Annotated in this window: 21 protein-coding genes and 1 pseudogene; 12 read left to right on the top strand and 10 right to left on the bottom strand. The window is 44.6% G+C overall.

The window, feature by feature from the left end; translation table 11 throughout:
- Window positions 1–347 precede the first annotated feature (347 nt).
- Entirely contained in the window at window positions 348–707 is a 360-nt protein-coding gene (locus MO387_RS16995) for a DUF2750 domain-containing protein (protein ID WP_006082098.1), read from the top strand.
- 51 nt (window positions 708–758) lie between these two features.
- A complete protein-coding gene (locus tag MO387_RS17000; protein ID WP_107948011.1) occupies window positions 759–1,400 on the top strand; it encodes a hypothetical protein in 642 nt (213 codons plus the stop codon).
- Between the two features lie 249 nt (window positions 1,401–1,649).
- Here the strand turns inward: MO387_RS17000 and MO387_RS17005 are convergent, their stop codons facing one another.
- Window positions 1,650–2,594, bottom strand: coding sequence for a chemotaxis protein CheV (locus MO387_RS17005; protein ID WP_107948014.1), 945 nt, complete (start codon window positions 2,592–2,594; stop codon window positions 1,650–1,652).
- Window positions 2,595–2,909: 315 nt separating this feature from the next.
- Entirely contained in the window at window positions 2,910–3,524 is a 615-nt protein-coding gene (locus MO387_RS17010; RefSeq protein WP_107948015.1) for a class I SAM-dependent methyltransferase, read from the bottom strand.
- A 100-nt stretch (window positions 3,525–3,624) separates the two neighbouring features.
- Here MO387_RS17010 and MO387_RS17015 point away from each other — a divergent pair, with 100 nt between their 5' ends.
- The 5 genes from MO387_RS17015 to MO387_RS17035 all read left to right on the top strand — a co-directional run bounded on the left by MO387_RS17015 (window position 3,625) and on the right by MO387_RS17035 (window position 7,254).
- Complete coding sequence (locus MO387_RS17015) at window positions 3,625–4,176, top strand: LON peptidase substrate-binding domain-containing protein (protein ID WP_006086177.1); 552 nt, start codon at window positions 3,625–3,627, stop codon at window positions 4,174–4,176.
- Window positions 4,177–4,321: 145 nt separating this feature from the next.
- Entirely contained in the window at window positions 4,322–4,984 is a 663-nt protein-coding gene (locus MO387_RS17020; RefSeq protein ID WP_011847075.1) for a sigma-70 family RNA polymerase sigma factor, read from the top strand.
- Window positions 4,977–5,699: a ChrR family anti-sigma-E factor gene (locus MO387_RS17025; RefSeq protein ID WP_107948017.1), complete on the top strand. Its 723-nt coding sequence runs from the start codon at window positions 4,977–4,979 to the stop codon at window positions 5,697–5,699. Before MO387_RS17020 ends, MO387_RS17025 begins: the two co-directional genes overlap by 8 nt.
- 820 nt (window positions 5,700–6,519) lie before the next feature.
- Window positions 6,520–6,693 carry a hypothetical protein gene (locus tag MO387_RS17030; RefSeq protein WP_006082106.1) on the top strand — a complete coding sequence of 58 codons (174 nt, stop codon included), beginning with the start codon at window positions 6,520–6,522 and terminating at the stop codon, window positions 6,691–6,693.
- 300 nt (window positions 6,694–6,993) lie between these two features.
- Window positions 6,994–7,254: a hypothetical protein gene (locus tag MO387_RS17035; protein WP_006086174.1), complete on the top strand. Its 261-nt coding sequence runs from the start codon at window positions 6,994–6,996 to the stop codon at window positions 7,252–7,254.
- Window positions 7,255–7,346: 92 nt separating this feature from the next.
- Here the strand turns inward: MO387_RS17035 and MO387_RS17040 are convergent, their stop codons facing one another.
- Entirely contained in the window at window positions 7,347–8,351 is a 1,005-nt protein-coding gene (locus MO387_RS17040) for a pyridoxal-phosphate dependent enzyme (RefSeq protein ID WP_107948019.1), read from the bottom strand.
- Window positions 8,352–8,636: 285 nt separating this feature from the next.
- On the opposite strand from MO387_RS17040, the gene MO387_RS17045 reads away from it, so the two are divergent.
- Window positions 8,637–9,044, top strand: coding sequence for a YccF domain-containing protein (locus MO387_RS17045; protein WP_006086172.1), 408 nt, complete (start codon window positions 8,637–8,639; stop codon window positions 9,042–9,044).
- On the opposite strand, the pseudogene MO387_RS17050 reads toward MO387_RS17045, so the two are convergent.
- From MO387_RS17050 to MO387_RS17060, 3 genes and pseudogenes are all read right to left on the bottom strand, one after another.
- Window positions 9,034–10,004, bottom strand: a pseudogene (locus MO387_RS17050) (alpha/beta hydrolase). The gene MO387_RS17045 and the pseudogene MO387_RS17050 overlap by 11 nt on opposite strands.
- Window positions 10,001–11,029 carry a M14 family metallopeptidase gene (locus MO387_RS17055; protein ID WP_107948023.1) on the bottom strand — a complete coding sequence of 343 codons (1,029 nt, stop codon included), beginning with the start codon at window positions 11,027–11,029 and terminating at the stop codon, window positions 10,001–10,003. The pseudogene MO387_RS17050 and the gene MO387_RS17055 overlap by 4 nt, the downstream one beginning before the upstream one ends.
- Before the next feature lie 174 nt (window positions 11,030–11,203).
- On the bottom strand, window positions 11,204–11,950 hold the full coding sequence (locus MO387_RS17060) for a transporter substrate-binding domain-containing protein (RefSeq protein ID WP_107948025.1): 747 nt from the start codon (window positions 11,948–11,950) through the stop codon (window positions 11,204–11,206).
- A 270-nt stretch (window positions 11,951–12,220) separates the two neighbouring features.
- Here MO387_RS17060 and MO387_RS17065 point away from each other — a divergent pair, with 270 nt between their 5' ends.
- The gene (locus MO387_RS17065) at window positions 12,221–12,493 is read left to right on the top strand and encodes a PGPGW domain-containing protein (RefSeq protein ID WP_107948027.1); all 273 of its coding nucleotides are present in this window, start codon (window positions 12,221–12,223) and stop codon (window positions 12,491–12,493) included.
- A 101-nt stretch (window positions 12,494–12,594) separates the two neighbouring features.
- On the opposite strand, the gene MO387_RS17070 is transcribed toward MO387_RS17065, so the two are convergent.
- Together MO387_RS17070 and MO387_RS17075 are read right to left on the bottom strand one after the other, a co-directional pair.
- On the bottom strand, window positions 12,595–14,307 hold the full coding sequence (locus MO387_RS17070; protein ID WP_107948029.1) for an AMP-binding protein: 1,713 nt from the start codon (window positions 14,305–14,307) through the stop codon (window positions 12,595–12,597).
- 139 nt (window positions 14,308–14,446) lie between these two features.
- Window positions 14,447–14,827 (bottom strand): DUF6508 domain-containing protein, encoded by a 381-nt coding sequence (locus MO387_RS17075; protein WP_006082114.1) that lies wholly within the window; start codon window positions 14,825–14,827, stop codon window positions 14,447–14,449.
- A gap of 277 nt (window positions 14,828–15,104) precedes the next feature.
- Here MO387_RS17075 and MO387_RS17080 point away from each other — a divergent pair, with 277 nt between their 5' ends.
- The 3 genes from MO387_RS17080 to MO387_RS17090 all read left to right on the top strand — a co-directional run bounded on the left by MO387_RS17080 (window position 15,105) and on the right by MO387_RS17090 (window position 17,815).
- Complete coding sequence (locus MO387_RS17080; protein WP_006086166.1) at window positions 15,105–15,566, top strand: EVE domain-containing protein; 462 nt, start codon at window positions 15,105–15,107, stop codon at window positions 15,564–15,566.
- 122 nt (window positions 15,567–15,688) lie between these two features.
- Window positions 15,689–16,033, top strand: a complete 345-nt coding sequence (locus MO387_RS17085) for a hypothetical protein (protein ID WP_006086165.1) — start codon at window positions 15,689–15,691, stop codon at window positions 16,031–16,033.
- A gap of 510 nt (window positions 16,034–16,543) precedes the next feature.
- The gene (locus MO387_RS17090) at window positions 16,544–17,815 is read left to right on the top strand and encodes a hypothetical protein (RefSeq protein WP_107948031.1); all 1,272 of its coding nucleotides are present in this window, start codon (window positions 16,544–16,546) and stop codon (window positions 17,813–17,815) included.
- 127 nt (window positions 17,816–17,942) lie between these two features.
- Here MO387_RS17090 and MO387_RS17095 read toward each other — a convergent pair whose 3' ends face one another.
- Complete coding sequence (locus MO387_RS17095) at window positions 17,943–18,737, bottom strand: TIGR00266 family protein (protein WP_107948033.1); 795 nt, start codon at window positions 18,735–18,737, stop codon at window positions 17,943–17,945.
- A gap of 256 nt (window positions 18,738–18,993) precedes the next feature.
- The gene (locus tag MO387_RS17100) at window positions 18,994–19,908 is read right to left on the bottom strand and encodes a LysR family transcriptional regulator (RefSeq protein WP_107948034.1); all 915 of its coding nucleotides are present in this window, start codon (window positions 19,906–19,908) and stop codon (window positions 18,994–18,996) included.
- Window positions 19,909–19,965 lie beyond the last annotated feature (57 nt).

Genomic DNA, 19,965 nt, shown 5'->3' on the forward strand with positions numbered 1-19,965 from the left:
AGAGGGGATTGCCCTAGAGAGATATTCGCCTTGGCATAACGAGTTAAAGGTTCTATTAAAAAAACCTTTAACGGCCAATGGTATAGAAGACATGTTTCTCCCCCCACGGAAAGCCTCTATCTGAGTCACACTTGAACAGTAAAGCACACTGCATCAAGGCTTATCATTGCCAATAATCCTGACCCATAGCGACACGTAACACAATCCTTATCGCCATAAATACCTTGTGGCACCGGCTTATTGCTCAGTTATCCAACACAAGAAAAATCTTAACAAAGAATCCCTTGGTATCGCAGCATGTTACCGTATAATGGATAAGTTAACAGCACACATCAAAGAGACCTATCATGACTGAAATCAATGCGGCTTTGGCTGGCTTTATCAAAAATGTAAAACAACATCAGACGCTTTGGGGTCTAATGGATGAAACTGGCGAAGGCTGGGTCGTTTGTGATTCTTCAGAATTTGAAGACACAGATGTGATGCCATTGTGGTCAAGTGAAGCCACTGCAAAATCCCATTGCAGCGACGAATGGCACGACTACCAACCCGTTGCTATTTCATTAGAAGAATTTCTGGAATATTGGGTGTCTGATCTCAACGACGATGGTGTATTGATCGGTGTGGATTGGCAGACTGATGAAGATTGCCTTGAACTTGATCCAATTGTTTTAGCAAAAGATTTGGTTGATGTTGAAGAAGTTTAATCCCTTCAATATGCCATTAGTGACATCAAGGACTGAGGTGCTCATTCCTTGATGTCTGCTATCCCGCTTATCGATATTCCCTTCGACCAACGTCATACCTGTTGGTTTTGCGGCGAACCGAGCAATCAACACTTCGAATATATTGCCCACACACATACGCCACATCCTTCATTAGCCGTCCCCGCCTGCAGCGAATGCTTACGATTAGCCAAACAACATACCCTGAGTTCAATTTGGGATTGTCGTATGGCCGTCAAAGATGCACTGATGCGCATTTATGCAAAACACCTCGCGATTGGAATTAATTGGACCGAAGAAGAACTTGCCGAGTCTGAATTTTCCTGCAAAGTGTTTGAAGGCTTTAAGAAAAGTGCTTGGATGATGTACCAGATTGCCCGCGACCGTATCAACGCACCCGGCTGGCCACTGGTATTAGAAGGCGAAGAAATTGACGACCAAGGTTATAACGCAGGTTTCGAATTTGATGGCGTGACCTTTAACTCAGTCAATGCTGCAATCCAGTACTACTCGACGCAATTCACCTTAGACCCGCAGTTTTTTGCCGAACTGGTGCGCCTCGTCGGCCGAGCAAGATTCAACTACGCCCTACGACTCGCCCGCATCCATATTGCCGCCGCCAAAGAAATGAAACGCCAAGTATTACAAGATGTAGAAGCCGAATTCGCCTCGTAATCGAGCGTTAAATAAAAAGGTAATTTGGTAGGATTTGCACAAAAGCGATGGAAAGGTTGCAATTGAAGGGCTGATATTAAAAGTCTGATATAAACAGGCCACATTTAAAAGCGGTTATTAAAAGCGGTTATTAAAAGCGGTTATTAAAAGCGGTTATTAAAAGCGGTTATTAAAAGCGGTTATTAAAAGCGCTGAGCCTACCGATGACCAACACAAGGTCAATCACCGATAGTTCGAATATCAAAATGCTTAGTGATTAATCACTTGTCTTAATCTTTCTTGTACCACTTCCACCAGCAGATCCGGCTGGAACTTAGAAATAAACTTATCACAGCCCACCTTTTCAACCATGGCATGGTTAAAGCTGCCGCTCAGTGAAGTATTCAAGGTAATATATAGATCTGACATAGCTTTATCACCGCGGACTTCAGACGTCAGTTTGTAACCGTCCATCTCGGGCATTTCGGCATCAGTAATCATCATCAACAATTCTTTGGATACTTGCTTGCCTTCATCGCGCCATTTTTGTAATAAATTCAATGCCTGCAAGCCATCAGAAGCTTCAATAATTTCTATGCCTAGTTGGCTTAAAGTCTCACGCACCTGACGCCTTGCGGTCGATGAATCGTCCACAATCAATATTTTTCTGCCTGGCATTTCATGCACTAAACTTTCGTCAAGCACACCTTCTGATAAACTAATATCGTAGTGAATAATCTCCGCCAGTACTTTCTCTACGTCGATAATCGACACTAATTGCGATTTGCCTTGATGTTCGATGCGGGTAATTGCCGTCAGATAATTATTGCGCCCCGCCGTTTTCGGCGGCGGCATGATATCGCTCCACGTCATGTTGATAATGTGCTCAACCTTGCCGACTAAGAAGCCCTGCACGCTGCGGTTATATTCAGTGATGATCATATTGGCATCATCATCTGGCGGCACAGGTTTAAACCCAATCGCCGAACGTAAATCAATCACAGGGATAGAAATACCGCGAATATTAGCAACACCATAAATATGAGGATGACTCCCAGGCATGGCATTAAGGGGAGGAAGCTTAACCACTTCTTTGACTTTAAAGACGTTGATGGCAAATAACTGCGTGGAATTAATGCTAAAGAGCAACAACTCGAGGCGGTTCTCACCCACGAGTTTGGTACGCTGATCTACGGTTGCAAGTACGTTTGCCATAATGCTGCTTCTCTACTCTTGAGGAAAATCCTTTCCTCACATGCGACGGATTAGCTCAAATTATAGCGGTAAACTCCCATGAAGAACCATGCCGAGGTGCTATTTTATCTAAAAATTACAACCACTCTCGCAAAATCACGCCGCTAACTTGGTTTACTCCACCCCGAATATTAATGGCGCTGCTGGTTCATGTCTGTGCTCAAGCGGCGAAATAGCCAAAATATTTGGCTTTGGCATAAGTGTGAATATTAGCAAAAGCACGAATATTCAATCCATTCAAAACGAACATTCAATTTGCGTCAGCGGCGTTGCCACCTAACGCAGCACTTTCTGGGCAAGCACCATGCCCGCAAGATCCAAGGCATTTCTGTCGCAGACTATCTCAAACCCCGCTTGACGCAACACAAGTAACAACTCGCGGTGATTAAAGCGATTTTGTTGTGGATGCTCAAATAGGCGTCGACTCAGTGGATTACAAATCGCAGCGCGATATAAATCCTCTACCACAAAGTAACCGTTTGGTTTCAGTACTCGGGCAACGTCCTTGATTGCCGCCTGCCAATTTGGAATATGGTGGAATACGGCAAAATCAAACACTATATCGAACTCGCAATCGGCAAAGGGAAGACAAGATGCGTCGGCAACCGAGAAACTCAGCCCTTTCAAACCTTGTGGCCGAGCTTGCCAGCGAGATTGCGCCGCTGCGACCATTTCAGGGTCGATATCCACAGCCGTGATATGTCCTGCGCCAAAATGCTCGCGGATCAACTGAATACCATTACCAAACCCACAACCGATTTCTAATGCGCGCTCGCAGCGAGCCATAGGTTTAGGCATCATAGACGTAAGCAAAGGCGCTTCGACATGATTTTGTAGCCAAAAACGTATTGGATGCTGAACGAGCTTTTTCTCAAATGGATTTAATTTCATGCCATCCTCTAAATATGGGTAAACTATTGTTGATAATTTTACTGATCGAACTGCCACTATGGTACGTAATGATAGGAACATAAGTTCACCAGAGGCCAAGATGAAATTACCTCTTTTTCCACTACCCATTTGTTTATTGCCCGAAGGTTACACACAACTGCGGGTATTTGAACCTAGATATAAGCGTTTAGTCGCCGAATCGTTAAAGTCAGGCGAAGGCTTTGGCTTATGTATGCTCGAAGAGGATGGCAAAACCATTCAGCCCATAGGCACCTTAGTGCATATTATTGATTTTGAAACCCTACCCGATGGACTATTAGGGATCAGCATTCAAGGTTCAAAGCGCTTTAAAGTTAATGAAATCAGTGTCGAAGACGATGGCTTGAAGCGCGGCGATGTTAGCTTTATCGACAATTGGCCTGCGACACGTATTGCGACCGATGAGCGTTACTTGAGCCAAATGTTACAAAACATCCTCAAGGAATATCCGCAACATCTCAAGCACTACCAAGCGGAACAGTTTGAAGACATTGCTTGGGTCTGCCAACGCTGGCTAGAAATATTGCCCGTGCAAGCCTCTGAAAAGTACAACTGCATTAATACCTTAGATCATATTATGACCCGAGACCTATTACGGGCCGTAATAAAATAATCCTGTGAATGATCCTTTATTTAAGCCACTCCGTATTGATTGACAGTTTGACAGTAAAACTGGGCTCAGAAGTGAAACAAGCCTCTCAATTTTGTCGTTACTGATCTCAAACTTAGCACTAACGACTGGGATAAGAGCGAAAATAATGGAAAATATTCAATCACAAAGCAGGCAAAATCGGTATCATGGCCCTATCACGTCTCTGACTCATTCGGCTATGGATAACGACATTCCCGCTCTCAAAACCTGCGAGCCTCAAGCGGATACTTTGATCACGTTTATGCTACAAGTAGCTGACAAACGGGACAGAGCCGCCTTTGGGCATTTATTCCAGCATTTTATGCCCAAGATCCGCGCCTTTGGTTTACAAAGACTGAATCAACAAGGCTTAGCCATGGATTTAGTTCAAGAAACCATGACCAGCGTGTGGACTAAGGCCCATCTGTACAATGCAGATAAAGGCTCAGTGACGACTTGGGTATTTACCATAATGCGTAATCAGTGTTTCGATATGCTGAGACGAGTACAACACAATAAAGAAGATACCTTTGGCGATGATATTTGGCCGCTGTGCGATGCGACCATGGCTCAAGACACACTCACTGATCATAAATTGACGGCGAAACTCCTCCAACATCTTGATGCCCTTCCCCTCGCACAAAGACAAGTCGTGCAAGGTATCTACATGCAAGAACTCACTCAACAAGAGCTAGCCGATGCCCTCAAGGTGCCAATAGGTACAATAAAGTCACGATTAAGACTCGGGCTAGAAAAGTTGAAAAGTTTCTTGGAGACACACAATGATTAAGCATCATCCCCAACAAGAATTACTCGTGAGCCATGCGAATGGGGTCTTACCTTTATCGATGGCCATTGCAGTATCAGCGCATTGCGCATTATGTGAGACGTGTCGTGAGCAACTAGCCCTATTAACCGAGCAAGCTGCCAATTCGGCATTAAATCCAGATGGTGCTCATGCTGCAAAGCATACACACCAAGAGTCGATTCACACTGCGCATATTGATGCTGGAAACACTCAAGCTACTCATGTTCCAATGATGGATATTGACGCTATGCTGGCGCAAATCATGGCCCAGCCTGCGGCAACGGATGTGCATAGTAATGCTCCTCTGGATGTTCAAGTAAAACAACAGCATTACACAGTGCCGTCGGTGTTTCGCCAGCATTTGGCCCGTCCTTGGCAAATATTAGGCAAAGTCAGTCGTATGCGTTTTGATGTCGATGAAATGAACACCCGCGCGAGCTTGTTACACATAGATGCGCAAGGTGAAATCCCCCAACATACCCATAAGGGCTATGAGTTAACCCTATTGTTAGCGGGAGCGTTTTCGGATATTAACGGTGACTATGTGCCAGGTGATTTTATTGTGCTCGATAGCCAACATCACCACTCACCTAAAACCGTTGACGGTTGCTTATGCTACACAGTGTTAGATGCGCCGCTGCATTTTACCAAAGGCCTAAGCAAGTTGCTTAACCCCATAGGTGAACTGATTTATTAAGCCTGTAGCCAGTGCTTTAACATGACTTATTTACTCCGTTTTAAAATGAGTCCGCTGCTAAATTTTCAGTTACTGAATCTTCAATTACTAAATTTTCAGTTACTAAATGACAGCCATTAATCCCATTGAAATAACCTATTTCAGTGGGATTTTTTATTCTATTTGCATGAGTTTTTTATTCAGTTTGCTAGAATTTTTAATTCAATTGGCTAACAGTAGCCACATCCTTTTCGCCTAAAAAGCCGCAATATGGACACCCAGCATTGCCGCTAAATACAAAATAAGAATATGCCCCATACCGAGCTTTATGCTTTAAATCAAATGAATAGCTAGAAACAATTCACGTTAACTCAACATCAATCAACAAATAATCACATTGAATAAAAATTAAACTTGCATAAGCTACTTTTATTGATATACTGCACGTCGTTTTGAGAAACACCTTGTTGTTTACCTTTTTAAACCAGCCTGACTATTAGCAATCAGAGTTCGGTCCTCATAAAGAAAGCCTACTACAAGCAAAACCCCATAAGCTCAAGCATTCGATACCACTAAAATCATGTGGTTATGTCTGTGAACTTACTGTTCTCCACACTGTCATAGTATTGTCATTAAGCTATGGTCAACTGGCAGAATCAAGTTAGTCCATTGGCATAATCGACAGCATGTATTATTTATCGATTAAGCATCTCTTGATTAATGAATCAAAGATGGGGTAACCTCGATACTCAATAGAACGAATCTTTCGCAAATTGCTAAGGATATTTTATAGTTACAACTATCTCACCTATGGGTGAATTAACAAAAAGGAGTGTGGCATATGTCATACAAAATTAATGGACATGAAATTACAGTGAACTTCCCTGTAGATTCAATCTCAGTAAATAAAACCTCAATTGCTTTTACCGATCGTCAAGGTAAAAACAGACAGACTTTTTCAAAGCGTACAGAAGCCATAAGCTTTATGAAATGGTTATTGTCCGCAAACAAATAAGTCAAAAAGTAAATTAGACGATAAGTTAGAAATAAGTACTGTAATACCCCGTTTGCTCAAGTGTATTTAATCGGTTTCCATTCTCTTCGCAGTACCGAGCACTTAAGTAAACTGATAGCCGAATGTCACGAACACGCTATCCTTTTTTACGTCATCATGACGAACACATTTGGTTCAGGCTGTATCTCTCTCACACAGATACCTGCCGAACCAAATGAGTCAAATCCAGCTTAGCTCACCTACTTCCACTGCAGCATCCGCTAATATTCATCCCCATGAATACTGTACAGCACCTCACCTATGCCAAAACCCAATACCCAAATCGCCATGCAAAGCTTGATAAGCCAGATCAAAGCGACAATTCCGCTCAATTTAACGGAAGCACAACTGTGCCAAGGACAATGTTTAGGTTGTTCGAAAAAAATGCTGGAAATGTTAGATGCTGAAATCAGCTATTGGCAGTTTAGCGATGTAATACCTAGCCTAAAAGATTTAAAAAACCTCGAGAATATAGGCCAACGTACCTATAAAATCCTTAAGCGAAACCATCTACTATCTTAAGAAACTATCTACTGTCTTAAGAAACCATCTGCCGTCTTAAAAAAGCGGTCTTAATCTATTGCGCTGGTTATATTACTATTCTTTGAAAATTCTCATACTCCAGAAAATTTACGCTGATAACGCGGCAACATGGTCTCATTCCCTAATATTCCGCCTTGATGCAAATACATCACATGACCTAATTCACTACGCTGTAAGTAATCCTCAAGCACAATAAAACCTAAGGGATCGTAGAGTAGTTCAAATTGAATACCTGAGGCACAAACGCGCTGCCACATGGCATAAAATTCTGGGTAGAGTTTACCAAAGTGATATTTTTTGCCGACATTCACTATCTGTGGATGCTCGAGAGTATTTGGATTAAGCATAGAGAATTGCAAACGTAAATAATCATCGCCGCCCACCACGGCGCAAGTCACGATGCGAATCGCCGTTTGCTGACGAATAAAGTACTGATTTAAAAATAACGCCGTCGTCCCCGTCCCCGACGGTAAAAATACTGTTAAATCGACTAAATCATTCGCCTGCGCAAATTGCACTATTTCTTGCGCCAGTCTATTTACCCCGTATTCAGCGTAGGAACAGCGACCGCCCTCTGGGATAAAAAGCGCCGTAGGTTCATTCGCGAGTATCTGAGTCTCGATATACTCTTGGCAACTCAGTCGCGCACCACCCGTTTGCAAAGCAGGTTCACAACTAACATTGTGGCCAGATAAAACCTGAGGTTCACCCTGCGACTGAGTAAACGCCAGCTTTTGCGCCATTAACTCACTTAAGTCGATAATATTGGCGCCATTTGCCAATGCCGCAGCGTAATTCCCCGTGGGATGCTTAACAATCTGGCTGGCAATATGGTCAACATAAAAATCACACTGCCAGCCTTTCATCTTGGCCAATGTAGATAGGGAATACAAAGAGTTTGCTAAGGGTGAGCCATGACCTATCACCTTGTTGATGCCTGCAAACTCATGATCTAAAAAGTAGCCGAATTTACGCGCTTTATTGCCGCTAAACGCTGGATGCAATAAATCATCACGTTTTAGAAATATTTCTCGACCAGCAAAGGCAAAAATATCGACGGGGGAATTTGCAAACATCAGGCTACTCAAACGATTAAATACTCAGGCTTTTAAGCCATTGGATGGAATGGCTAGTGTAACGCCGCCTTTGCTCTTCTGCTCTTAAGAAATTAGCAATTTAGCGAAGAATTAGTAAAAATCACAAATGAAGCTTAAACAGGTGGATGTAAGACATTGATTTTTGAAAATAAAATAATTGGCACGTTTCTCGCTTAGTCATTGGCATATATTCAGTTTATCAAAGCTAACGGCATTCATTAGAGCTGACGATAAAGGCTAAAAAAGTAACATAAGGAGTTTTCAATGGCAGTATTACGCTTAATATTCAACATCGCTTGGTTTGTGCTCGGTGGATTTGTGATGGGACTCGCTTGGTGGCTCGCTGGTATCCTGTGTTTTATCAGCATTATTGGTATTCCCTTTGGCCGCGCCTGCTTTGTTATCGGTGAAATGACCTTCTGGCCCTTTGGTCAAGAACAAATCAGCCGTCGTCACTTAACCGGACGTGACGATTTAGGCACAGGTGCCCTAGGCATGGTGGGAAATATTATTTGGTTCTTGCTGTTTGGGATCTGGTTAGCCATAGGCCACCTGGTCCATGCCTTAGCCTGTTTTGTGACTATTATCGGTATTCCCTTTGGAATACAGCATCTTAAACTGGCGTTACTCAGCCTAACACCGATAGGCCAAACCGTTGTGGCTAAAGCCTAATAGGCAGTGAGTTATCCGTCTTAGCGCTGTTCATTGCTGATGATTTACTGTCGATGATTTACTGTGGAGAATGGATAGCGCTTTTTCATCCCATTCTGAAAATATCGCCTCAATGAAGGCCATTTCCTCCTCCAGTAAATCATTGCAACTATATTGAGTATGGACATATTGAGCATGGGCAGGTTCATCATCCTCTTGAACCTCAGTTTGCGGCTTAGTCGGCGCCACAATTGCCAACAGATAATGTGCCAGTTTTGCAGGGGCATCAATGGCCGCATCATGGCCGCAATACGCTAATACTATCAAATCCGTGTGAAAGTGCTGTGCCAAGGCTTTGCTCGATGCCATGCTCACCAACGCATCACGGTCGCCACAGAGTACACTTATCGGCACTTCCACGGTCAATGGACATTGATATTGAAAAGCCGCCCACAGTTGCCGCCAGGCGTTACGGATAGTTGGCGACGATTGGCGGCGAAATTCACTCCATTCGGCAATTAAACCGCAGTCTCGCCGATGACGAAAACTGGTTAAACGCACTATCGTCGACTCGATGGGATGTAAAGCTTTACCCCGAGCCCGCAAGAAAAACGCCTTCAATGCATTCAGTGGATTAAATCTTTGATACCACGTCGATAAATTAGCCGCACTGCTGTTTAGTACAAATACATGCCTTATCTGCCAAGGTCGCTGGCGCGCCATTTCTAGCGCTAACATACCGCCCATAGACAAACCGAGAAGGTAAATGGCTTCTCCATTTTGCACCTGCTCATCCAATTGCTGCCACACTGCATGGGCATAATCGGCAATCTTAAGTGGGCTTAGTTCATGGGATAGCGTCCCATTACCTGGCAAATCCGGTGTCAGTACTCGCAGCCCCTTTTGTCGCAGTCGCTGATCGAAGCCATTCCAGTGGCGCTGATCACGCATTAATCCCCGCAATAACACCCAAGTTGTCATGACTGTGGCTCCCGATACCAATACTGCCGCGCGCACTCAGTGAGTTCAGTCAAACGTTCAGGGGTTAACTGCTCTAACGATTGGGCGTAGGCCGCTTCCATCATAAATTGCATCAGCACTGTGTGCCTGCGTAAAATTCTGTGGTGACGATGTGTTTTCTGCGGATTGAAAAAACCTGCAAAATTAAATATTTGCCTTGGGTTTTTCTTTATCCAAGCCCAGGATCCCATCTCCAATGTCAAAGGCAGAAACGGTACCTGAGCATGGGGATCGGCCACTTGATGTTGGCGATAGAGGTAATCCCAAATATCCCCATGGGTGCGATAAAACTGACTCTGGGGTGCGAGCCGATAATGGCCATGATGGGGATAACTCTGTTCAAATAATTGTTTTAGATAAAAAATATAATTGGCATTTTCGAAGGCGGTACGTGTATGGGCGTAGGGGAACCAAATATGATCACTCAAGCCAAAGCCTGAGTGAGCATCGAGGGAAATCAAACTGGTGCTGCGGCTCAGCAATTGCTGTATATAGGCAACTAAACCGGCGGTTTCAAGCTCCATTCCCCCCATGCCGCGATACCAAGGCAGCCGCGACGATATCCGCTGTCCTCCGACCATAAAAGAGACTTTTTCGCTAGATTCTATCGGGGCGTTACGCATCAAATCCACTTGATTGCCATTGCCCCGCGTTCCCATAAATAAACCAACGGGATTCACCACAGGCACAAAAGCTAACCGCACGCCCGTTAACATCTGTTGTAGATGCTTATCCCACACCAGCCGCTGCAACAAACTGTTCAGCAATGCCAAGATGACTTGAGAGCCAATACGTTCAACCCCATGCACGCCGCCCACAAAGAGTACTGTCGGACAGGGCTTCTCTCCTCCGCCCAGTTCAACACTGTAGAGAGGAAAATGTTCGTGACGAAATGGGATGTCAGCAAGAATTTGATACTGCAACTTAAGATGATGAGTATCAATGAGTTGTTGCAGCGTATCTAACTCAAAGGGAAGTTTATTCATGTCACCTTAATCAATAAAATGAGAAAGCAACTCATGCCGTTAAGGTGATGCTAATAGTGAACAAAGACAGAATGATGACAAGCGGAATATCTGATGTAATTTTGAGAGGAATTGGCTGAAAATAGAGGAAAAAATAAGGGGGGAAATTGAGAGCACACTAACCTAAATTATGCATTAGTCTTCACGATACAGTAGCTCTCCGATGATGGTTTCGACATCAATTTGCGCCAAGCCTTGATCAAAAATATCCCGCCAACGTCGGCCTTCTTCGGTATTACGAAACGCAATATAAAGCTGCTTATTCGCTAAAATTTGGCGGTTGATTTGCAGTTTGTCCGCCAATGGCTGCAAGGGCTTTTGCTTAAGTAAATAGTGCAGCACGTTGACATCGATTACCGCCGCATCAATACGGCCTGCGGCCACTTTCTTAATATTGTGCTCATCTGAAGTCACCGCTTCAGTCGGCTGAACGCCTGTGGCAATCATGCGATCTAACGCCTGAGTATTCACGTAATCTTTCACCACACCTAAGGTATAGCGATTCAGATCTTCGACATAATTCCAACTCACAGGATGGGCTTTTTGCTCCACCAGTCCCAAAGGACCGTCGCCAATCGATTTAGAAAAAACAAACTTTTCAGTCTCAAAGTAATACTCAGGGAAATAACCCAGATAGTCAGAATTAGGCATACTGGCGAGCTTTACAGCGCGGCTCCATGGGTAAAAATCCACTTCTAATTGGTGCCCCATCACTTTGAGCGCCGCCCGCGCCACAGCAATACTCGCGCCCTGCTCGGCTAATTGCTGCCCAGAATAAGGCGGCCAAAGTAAGGATGTCAGCATTAAGGTATCCGCTTTCGCTGTGCTCAATCCCATGGAAAAAAGGCAACACGCAAGGAGCATTGAACGCCATCGAACCATTTGGGACTCCTTAGCCTACAGAATGGATTGACTAGTAAATCATCGACAAATTGAGCTTTAGTGTTTATCTGCCAAGATTTTTTCTCTGGTTTTAGTATAGCCATGAAGCCACTGCGGGGAAGTGAAGTTTTGTTACAATTAGGCTGACGACATAAGCTGCCAATAAATGAGCAAAGGATTAGACTGAAAACTGATATACAGTTAGCACACAACTGATAGTCAGTTGACAGTAGATCTTGATTCAATTAACTCACCATGAGGCCAACTCCTATGCGCAAAGTTACCTTTTTCAATCTCGCGCCGTCCTCCCATGCAAAAGGCGCGATAACTAAAGCAGGGATCACTGTGATTGGCGCAGCTTTAACCTTGCTTGGGCTAGTCTTTTTACTCTTACCCGGCCCAGGTTTACTCTTGATTATCTTAGGATTGGCGCTGCTCAGCACACAATATGCGTGGGCAAAGCTGGCGCTGCGTCGTAGTCAGCGAAAGTTAACTCAAAGTGCGGCTTGGCTTGATGGCATGACCCGTCGACTCTTCCGTTAACTCGCTCACTTGTAGGTTAAACGGCATCTATAGACTGAATAAAATTCAAGCCGCATTGTGCGGCTTGAAGTCGAAAAAGCAGGCTCGCCAAATCACATCACTTAAGCATTAATATCTTCATATAACTCTTGATACATCAGCTCACGCATTTTGAATTTCTGAATTTTCCCCGTCACTGTCATTGGATACTGATCCACAAACTTGATGTAACGCGGCACCTTGAAGTAGGCAAACTTCTCGGTAAGAAAATGACGAATATCGTCCTCGGTAATCGCGGAGCCTGAGCGGACTTTAATCCAAGCACACACTTCCTCCCCGTATTTATCGCTTTGAACACCAAAAACCGCCGCATCCTGCACATCTTTATGGGTGTAAAGTTTCTCTTCAATCTCACGGGGATAGATATTCTCGCCACCGCGAATGATCATATCTTTAATCCGACCCACAATTTGCACATAACCTTGCTCATCCATTTGGCCAATATCGCCAGAATGTAGCCAACCCGCACTGTCTATGGTCGCCGCTGTTTTTTCGGGATCGTTCCAATAGCACTGCATTATGCAATATCCCCGACTACAGACTTCACCGGGTTGATTAATTGGCAACACTTCACCAAATTCGTCGACTATTTTCACTTCGGTATGGGGCAAAGCACGGCCAACAGTGAGCACCCGTTTCTCAACTGGCGAATCAATTTCAGTAATATGATTGAGCGGACTGCACTCAGTCTGACCATAACCAATTAGTACTTCCTTCATATACATGAGATTTTGTACTCGGCGCATCACTTCTTCTGGGCAAGTTGCCCCCGCCATCACGCCGGTTCGTAAAGAACTCAAATCAAAACGCGTAAATTCAGGATGCTCAAGCTCGGCAATAAACATGGTCGGTACGCCATGTAAAGCGGTGCAACGCTCTTGCTCAATCACTTGCAATGTCGTCAAGGGATCGAAGGATTCGCCGGGGAACACAGCCGCGGCGCCTTTGGCTAAGCAAACTAAACTGCCGAGCACCATGCCAAAGCAATGATATAAGGGCACAGGAATACAGAGTTTATCGTGACAGGTAAACTTCATCGCCTCTGCGACTAAATAACCATTATTCAAAATGTTATGGTGGGATAAGGTCGCACCTTTCGGGCTGCCCGTCGTGCCAGAGGTAAACTGGATATTAATCGAATCATACGGGCTTAATGCTTTGCCGATACTCTCGAGTGCCGCCTTGTCATCGGCGGTCACATCGACGAGCAAGTCATCAAAATTCAACATGCCGACGGATTTTTCAGCGCCCATACGGATCACAAACTCGAGATCAGGAACGGCCTTCGCCTGTAGTTGACCCGCAGGGCAAGAAGTTAGCTCAGGCGCCAATTCGTATAGCATTTCGAGGTAATTGCTGGATTTAAACTTGTCGGCACAAATTACCGCGCGGCACCCCACGTTACTCAGCGCATATTGCAACTCTTCAGGCCGATAGGCAGGATTAATACACACCATGATGGCGCCAATTTTAGCGGTCGCATATTGGGTTAAGCACCATTCAATATTGTTGGGTGACCAAATGCCCACCCTATCGCCGGACTTAATACCGAGTTTTAATAATCCTGTGGCGAGCGCCTCGATTTGAGCGAGATATTGACGGTAATTCCAGCGGATATGTTGATGGTGTACGACGACAGCTAATTGGTCGGGATAGGTTGCCGCAATCTCATCAAGATACTGACCTATGGTTTTCTCAACGAGTTTCGGTGATGACTCGCCTCTAAACTCGCTGACGTTGAGCGGACTGATAACTTGGCTTGTTGGAACTGACATTAAGGCCTCCGTGCATTTATTATTATGGTTAGCGAGGTCCAAACTAACCAATCCACGGATCATGTCACAAGCAAAAAAGCACTTTATTAGACTAAAGAGTAAGATAATCGATTAAATAACAATCCATTAAAGTGCGGGGTTAGCGACTGATAAATTCAAGATGAGTACTCGACTTAGGCACATTTAAACTTTGCAAGCGCTCAACAATGGCCAGTAAAATCCCTTGGCGGCGCATATTTTCTAACACGCCAGGGCTAAAGACCTCAAGTCGCGTCATGGCGGTCAGCAGCAACTTGCATTGTGCTATGCTCGCTTCACGAATGTAGGCGGGTTTATCGACTAAGTAACTGTTGTTATACCAATAGTCCCAAGTGAAATTTGCCAATAACCAACCTTGGGTTGTCAGGTCATTAATAAATTCCAGCATACGCTCATGGCTTAGGATCACATCACCGGCTGTAAAATCCTTAAGATATTTAGTATATAAACCACAGTCGGACGTCATTGTTGAAGTTCCCATCACACACCTCACAGGTTTTGATTGCCACTGCTGCCACAACTTGTATGGCACCAATCACAAACCGAGATCGAATTTGACGCTTTGCCTTAGAAACGAGAATCTGCATAAGGCATACCAAATAAGATTGCTGCCCACAGGCTAAGCCACCTTATCTGAACCGAAACTTAATCAAACTCACAATGTTTGATATGAGTGACGAACTGGGGTGTTCGATAAAATTAAGATAAACTCAGGGATATTGAAGCGCTTAACGGCAACTATGAATAAAGGAAACAAGATGAACTACTGGCTTATGAAATCGGAACCCGACGAATTTAGCATAGATGATCTTAAGGCTTGCCCGAACCAAATCGAAGCTTGGCATGGGATACGTAACTATCAGGCGCGTAACTTCATGCGCGATGAGATGCAGATTGGCGATCAGGTATTTTTTTACCATTCAAGCTGCAAAGTACCCGGTATTGTCGGTATCGCTGAAGTCGTGACAAATGCGTATCCCGACAGCACAGCCTTCGATCCCGAATCTAAGTATTTCGACCCTAAGTCAGATCCAACCAAACCGAGATGGCTACGAGTAGATATCCGCTTTGTTGAAAAATTTAACGATATTATTCCCTTAAGCCTGATTAAAAACCTGCCGCAATTAGCCGACATGTATTTAGTGACTAAGGGTTCAAGGCTGAGTATCCAACCTGTGACCGCCGAACAATGGCAAGCTGTGCTAATGTTAACCCGTTGAGTTTAAACATCTCGACTCAGTAACGTTCAGCTAAGGTTCATTTAGTATCGCCTATTGTTGGCCGCATCAAGCATTGCCGCTGCACTAGCTCAATGCTCTCTCAACGCCCCTTTGGAGCACAGATGAATAAATCAACGTCAGTGGTTATCGTAGGACTCGTGCTCAGCTTAATGGCGCCTATATCAGTTTTTGCTAAAGATGACCATGAACACGAGCACCACAAAAAAGAGAAAGGCTTACCACCTGGATTACAGAAAAAGGTCGACCACGGTGAACGTTTACCACCCGGTTGGCAGAAAAAACTCCATCGTGGTGATGTGCTTGAGCATGATATTTATGACCGCGGTCGTATCATAGTGCCCTTAGACAGAGATGGCATTATTAGCATCCAAGTTGAAGGCGCATTGATCAAACTCGATAATAACAGCCGTAAAATCCTCGATATCGTCAATATCATTACCGAATAACGCAAGACATTCGCGAAATGGCTAATCACAGTAGTTTTATTAGCACGCCCAATTCTTATTAGGGCGTGCCATCATCCCAAATCATGATGCTTGCACAATCCTATCCCTTGTCTGTACTTCTATTTATCCCACAATTTCTCGCGCGTGAATGACTACAGTTACAATTAAGCAACATGCTGATATTTATCATATCTTTACTATCTGATGCTTGGTCACTCATTAGCTGAATGCTAGACTCAGCCAGTGCTAATATGCGCATAAACTAAGATGAAATGTCTTCGGCGGTACTCAAGGTTTTAGTCTGGACAGAAGACTAAGCTTCTGGCATCAAAGCATTGGTATCAAGTCCTTTGCATAAAGTTATAGCATCGAACCGAATCAGATAAGCGTTATCAAAAGGTACTCACGCAGCTAAAGTAACCAAAGCAGCCAAAGCATCGACTAATGCAAAACCTTAACGACACTCATAGCATCCCTATAATGACCGCAGACTAAAGCTGGATTTTGACAATGGAACACACCACATCACTTCAACGGGTTAAGCAGGCGATTATTGCGGGATTCTGGGCATCACTCGCCAGTATTTCTGTGGGTTTTCTCTTTAAGCTTTGGTTAGCACAATGGGTCGCCAAAGCGGATCTAGCGCTCTATCACACGGTTATCGATATTATCTCACTGTCGCTGATCCTGATGACAGGATTTCGCTCCTCTATGGTGGTGACTTACTCCCAGACCAAGCAAGATGTGGATATCACCAATATATTCCGCTACAGCTTGATCGCTATGGTGCTGCTGACATGGGGCTTAGTCTTGCCCTATATCAAACACAAACTTCACCTTAACGTTGAATATTTTCAATTGGTTGGCATTGTTTTGAGCATGGGACTCAAGGTGTATTTTACCAATCAAATCGCTATGTACCGGCTATATGCCATCTCCAATCGAGTGACTTGGCTGGAACCGATAGCGCAAGTGACTAGCTTTTTCTTGTGTTTCTATGGGCTAAAACAAACGGCCATAGCCTCACTCTTTTACAGCATGACACTGTCATCGCTCATCGTTGCCTTATATATGTACTTAAAACGGCGCAAAGATATCGCCACGCCGCCCTTAAGTGCGGTGCATTTTGATACGGGCTTACGTAGTTTCATGAAAAAAAGCCTGACAGCGTCCATGGAAGCCGGTGCCAGTATCTTGATGATTTACATCACAGTACTGCTGACCATTGCCTATTTCAGCATAGATGAACTGGGTGATTTCCAAGTAGTAGTGCGGCCGATGATCACTTACCTCACCTTGCTGTTTGTCTTCCCCATCTACCGCTTTGTGCTGCCCGAAGTGGCAGTGTGTGTACGAGAAAAACGCTTTGATGAAGTGCAACAAATCAAGTCATGGCTGACTAAAGTCTCCCTGTGGATCAGCGGAGTGTTTTTCGTCGCTATGATATTCGCGAGCAAGCCATTGGTGGCTTGGTTATTTCCCGAGCAATACATTAAAGCGGCGCCAGTATTGATGCATTTCTCTATGTTTTTTATATTTATGATGCTCAACGGCTATCAGTTAGCCTATATCAAAGCCCACGGCTACTTTACCCAAAGCCTGCTCATTCGCCTTGCTGGTATCGCAGTGCTGGTAGGTACTTTCTACGCTTACCGCCTATATACCGAGAATGTCGTCGCAGTGATTTTAGCCTTGGGCACAGGCTATTTGATGATGTATCTGATATCGAAACTGGTGGAAAGACGCATTCAGCAAAGCCTTAACAACGGCGAAAACGCTTAAAACGTTGAAGGAAATGACAGGCTTCAACTAAAAAGGCATCCCAGAGGATTATCTGGAATGCCTTAAGAAGAGACAGCATGATTGCAAAATGGTGCTGTGATTGACTTACATCGATTTAGCTTAAGGTTTAACGCCCATCAAGCATGCGGCCAAGACCACCAAGCACTGAACCTTCACCGCGATCACTGCCACCCGCAGATGGGGCATGGGCGATAATGCGATCCGCCATTCGTGAGAACGGCAAGCTTTGCAGCCAAACCGTGCCGTGACCTTTTAAGGTCGCTAAAAACAAACCTTCACCGCCAAATACCATAGACTTTAACGAGCCTGCGCGCTCGATGTCGTAATCTATTCCAGGCGTAAATCCAACCAGACAACCGGTATCAACCCTTAAGGTTTCACCTCGCAGTTCTTTCTTCACTAAAGTGCCGCCCGCATGGATAAAGGCCATGCCATCGCCTTGTAGGCTTTGCAGAATAAACCCTTCGCCACCGAAAAATCCCGTGCCTAAACGGCGATTAAATTTCATCGTCACCCGCGTACCTAGAGCCGCCGCTAAAAAACTGTCCTTCTGGCAGATAAGCTCGCCGCCATGTTCGGCTAAGTCGATCGCAAGGATAGTGCCCGGATAAGGTGCGGCAAAGGCGACTTTACGCTTTTGATTTCCTTGGTTGGTAAAGTGAGTCATAAAAATACTCTCCCCCGTCAGCGCCCGTTTACCCGCGCCCATCAACTTGCCAAAAAAGCCGGACTCTGGTTCAGAGCCATCGCCCATTTTGGCCTCAAAGCTAATATCTTGCTCTAGGTAGTTCATCGCGCCCGCTTCGGCAACCACGGTTTCGTTAGGATCAAGCTCCACTTCAACCAACTGCATACTGTGGCCGATGATTTCATAATCCACTTCATGACAACGTTTAGACATACTGTTCCCCTTAACTGTCAGTTCCTTGTTACTAGCCTTTAGATTGACCCAGATGGACAACTCTTTAGCTATCGCGGCTAAATTTCACTCTTCATCACGACCTTAATCTAGATCTAAGCTCAGTCTGAATTTAGGCCTTATTTTAACTCTCAATCTAAGCCTTAATCTGACCTAGGCATTAATCTATGACATAAAATGTCAAAATGCGATAATTTTATGCGGTAACTTGTATCAAAAGATGACAAGTGAAGACTTATCAACCCAAACCCACACCATTGAACTGCTCAGCCTTAGCAAACTCCTCTAATATCAACTCGGTAAAAAGTTGTCCCGCACGGCCTAACGGCCGCTCTAAGGTCGAGACGAGCTGTGGAATAAAGGTATACCGGCTGCCACCGACAAAGTCGATTTCAACTAACTCCCCCTTCACCAACTCTTCTTGTACGAGAAAGTCTGGCAACCAACCAAAACCTAAACCTTTTAACAAAGCATTCTTTTTCATGATAAAACCAGAAAGATAAAACACTTTATCGCCGCCAAATTGCATTTCATCGCGGTAACTTTTATTGGGTGAAGAGTCTTCGATAGTCAATTCCACGTGTTGCTGCAGTTCGGACAAACTAATTTCGCGAATAAATGACAAAGGATGCGAAGCACTGGCCACCAGCACGCTAGTGATGGCTGGCAAAGGTTGCGGATGATAATAAGGACCTGTGCGATAATCTTTCACTAACATCAAGTCGGCATTATCCCGCTCGAATCTGTGTTGCACGCCGCCTAAAAACTCCATATTCAGCTGAATTTTAGTGGGGATCTGATGTTCAGCCATACGCTTTAAGGCCGTCATGATAGGCTCCATCGGTAAGGCACCGTCTATCACTAACTCTAGCTTTGGCTCCCAGCCTTCACTGAAACGACTGGCAAGATGTTCAATGTTTGCAAGGTGTTGCAACAATCTTCGCCCCTCGGCCAAAATCACCCGGCCCTCTTGCGTCAGCTCAGCACGATATTGTTCACGGCTAAAAAGCTGCACGCCTAAGTGCTCTTCTAACTTTTTAACTTGATAACTCACCGCCGATTGCGCCTTGTGTAACCGCTCCGCCGCCTTGGCAAAACTGCCCTCTTCCACCAGCACTTGCAGCACATTAAAAGCATCAATATCGATGCGCATGGTCACTCCTTGGCTCTTATGAACATGTCACGGAAACACTACGATTCGTAAAGATTA

The sequence above is a fragment of the Shewanella sp. N2AIL genome (assembly GCF_022690845.1).
GTDB classification, from domain to species: domain Bacteria; phylum Pseudomonadota; class Gammaproteobacteria; order Enterobacterales; family Shewanellaceae; genus Shewanella; species Shewanella baltica.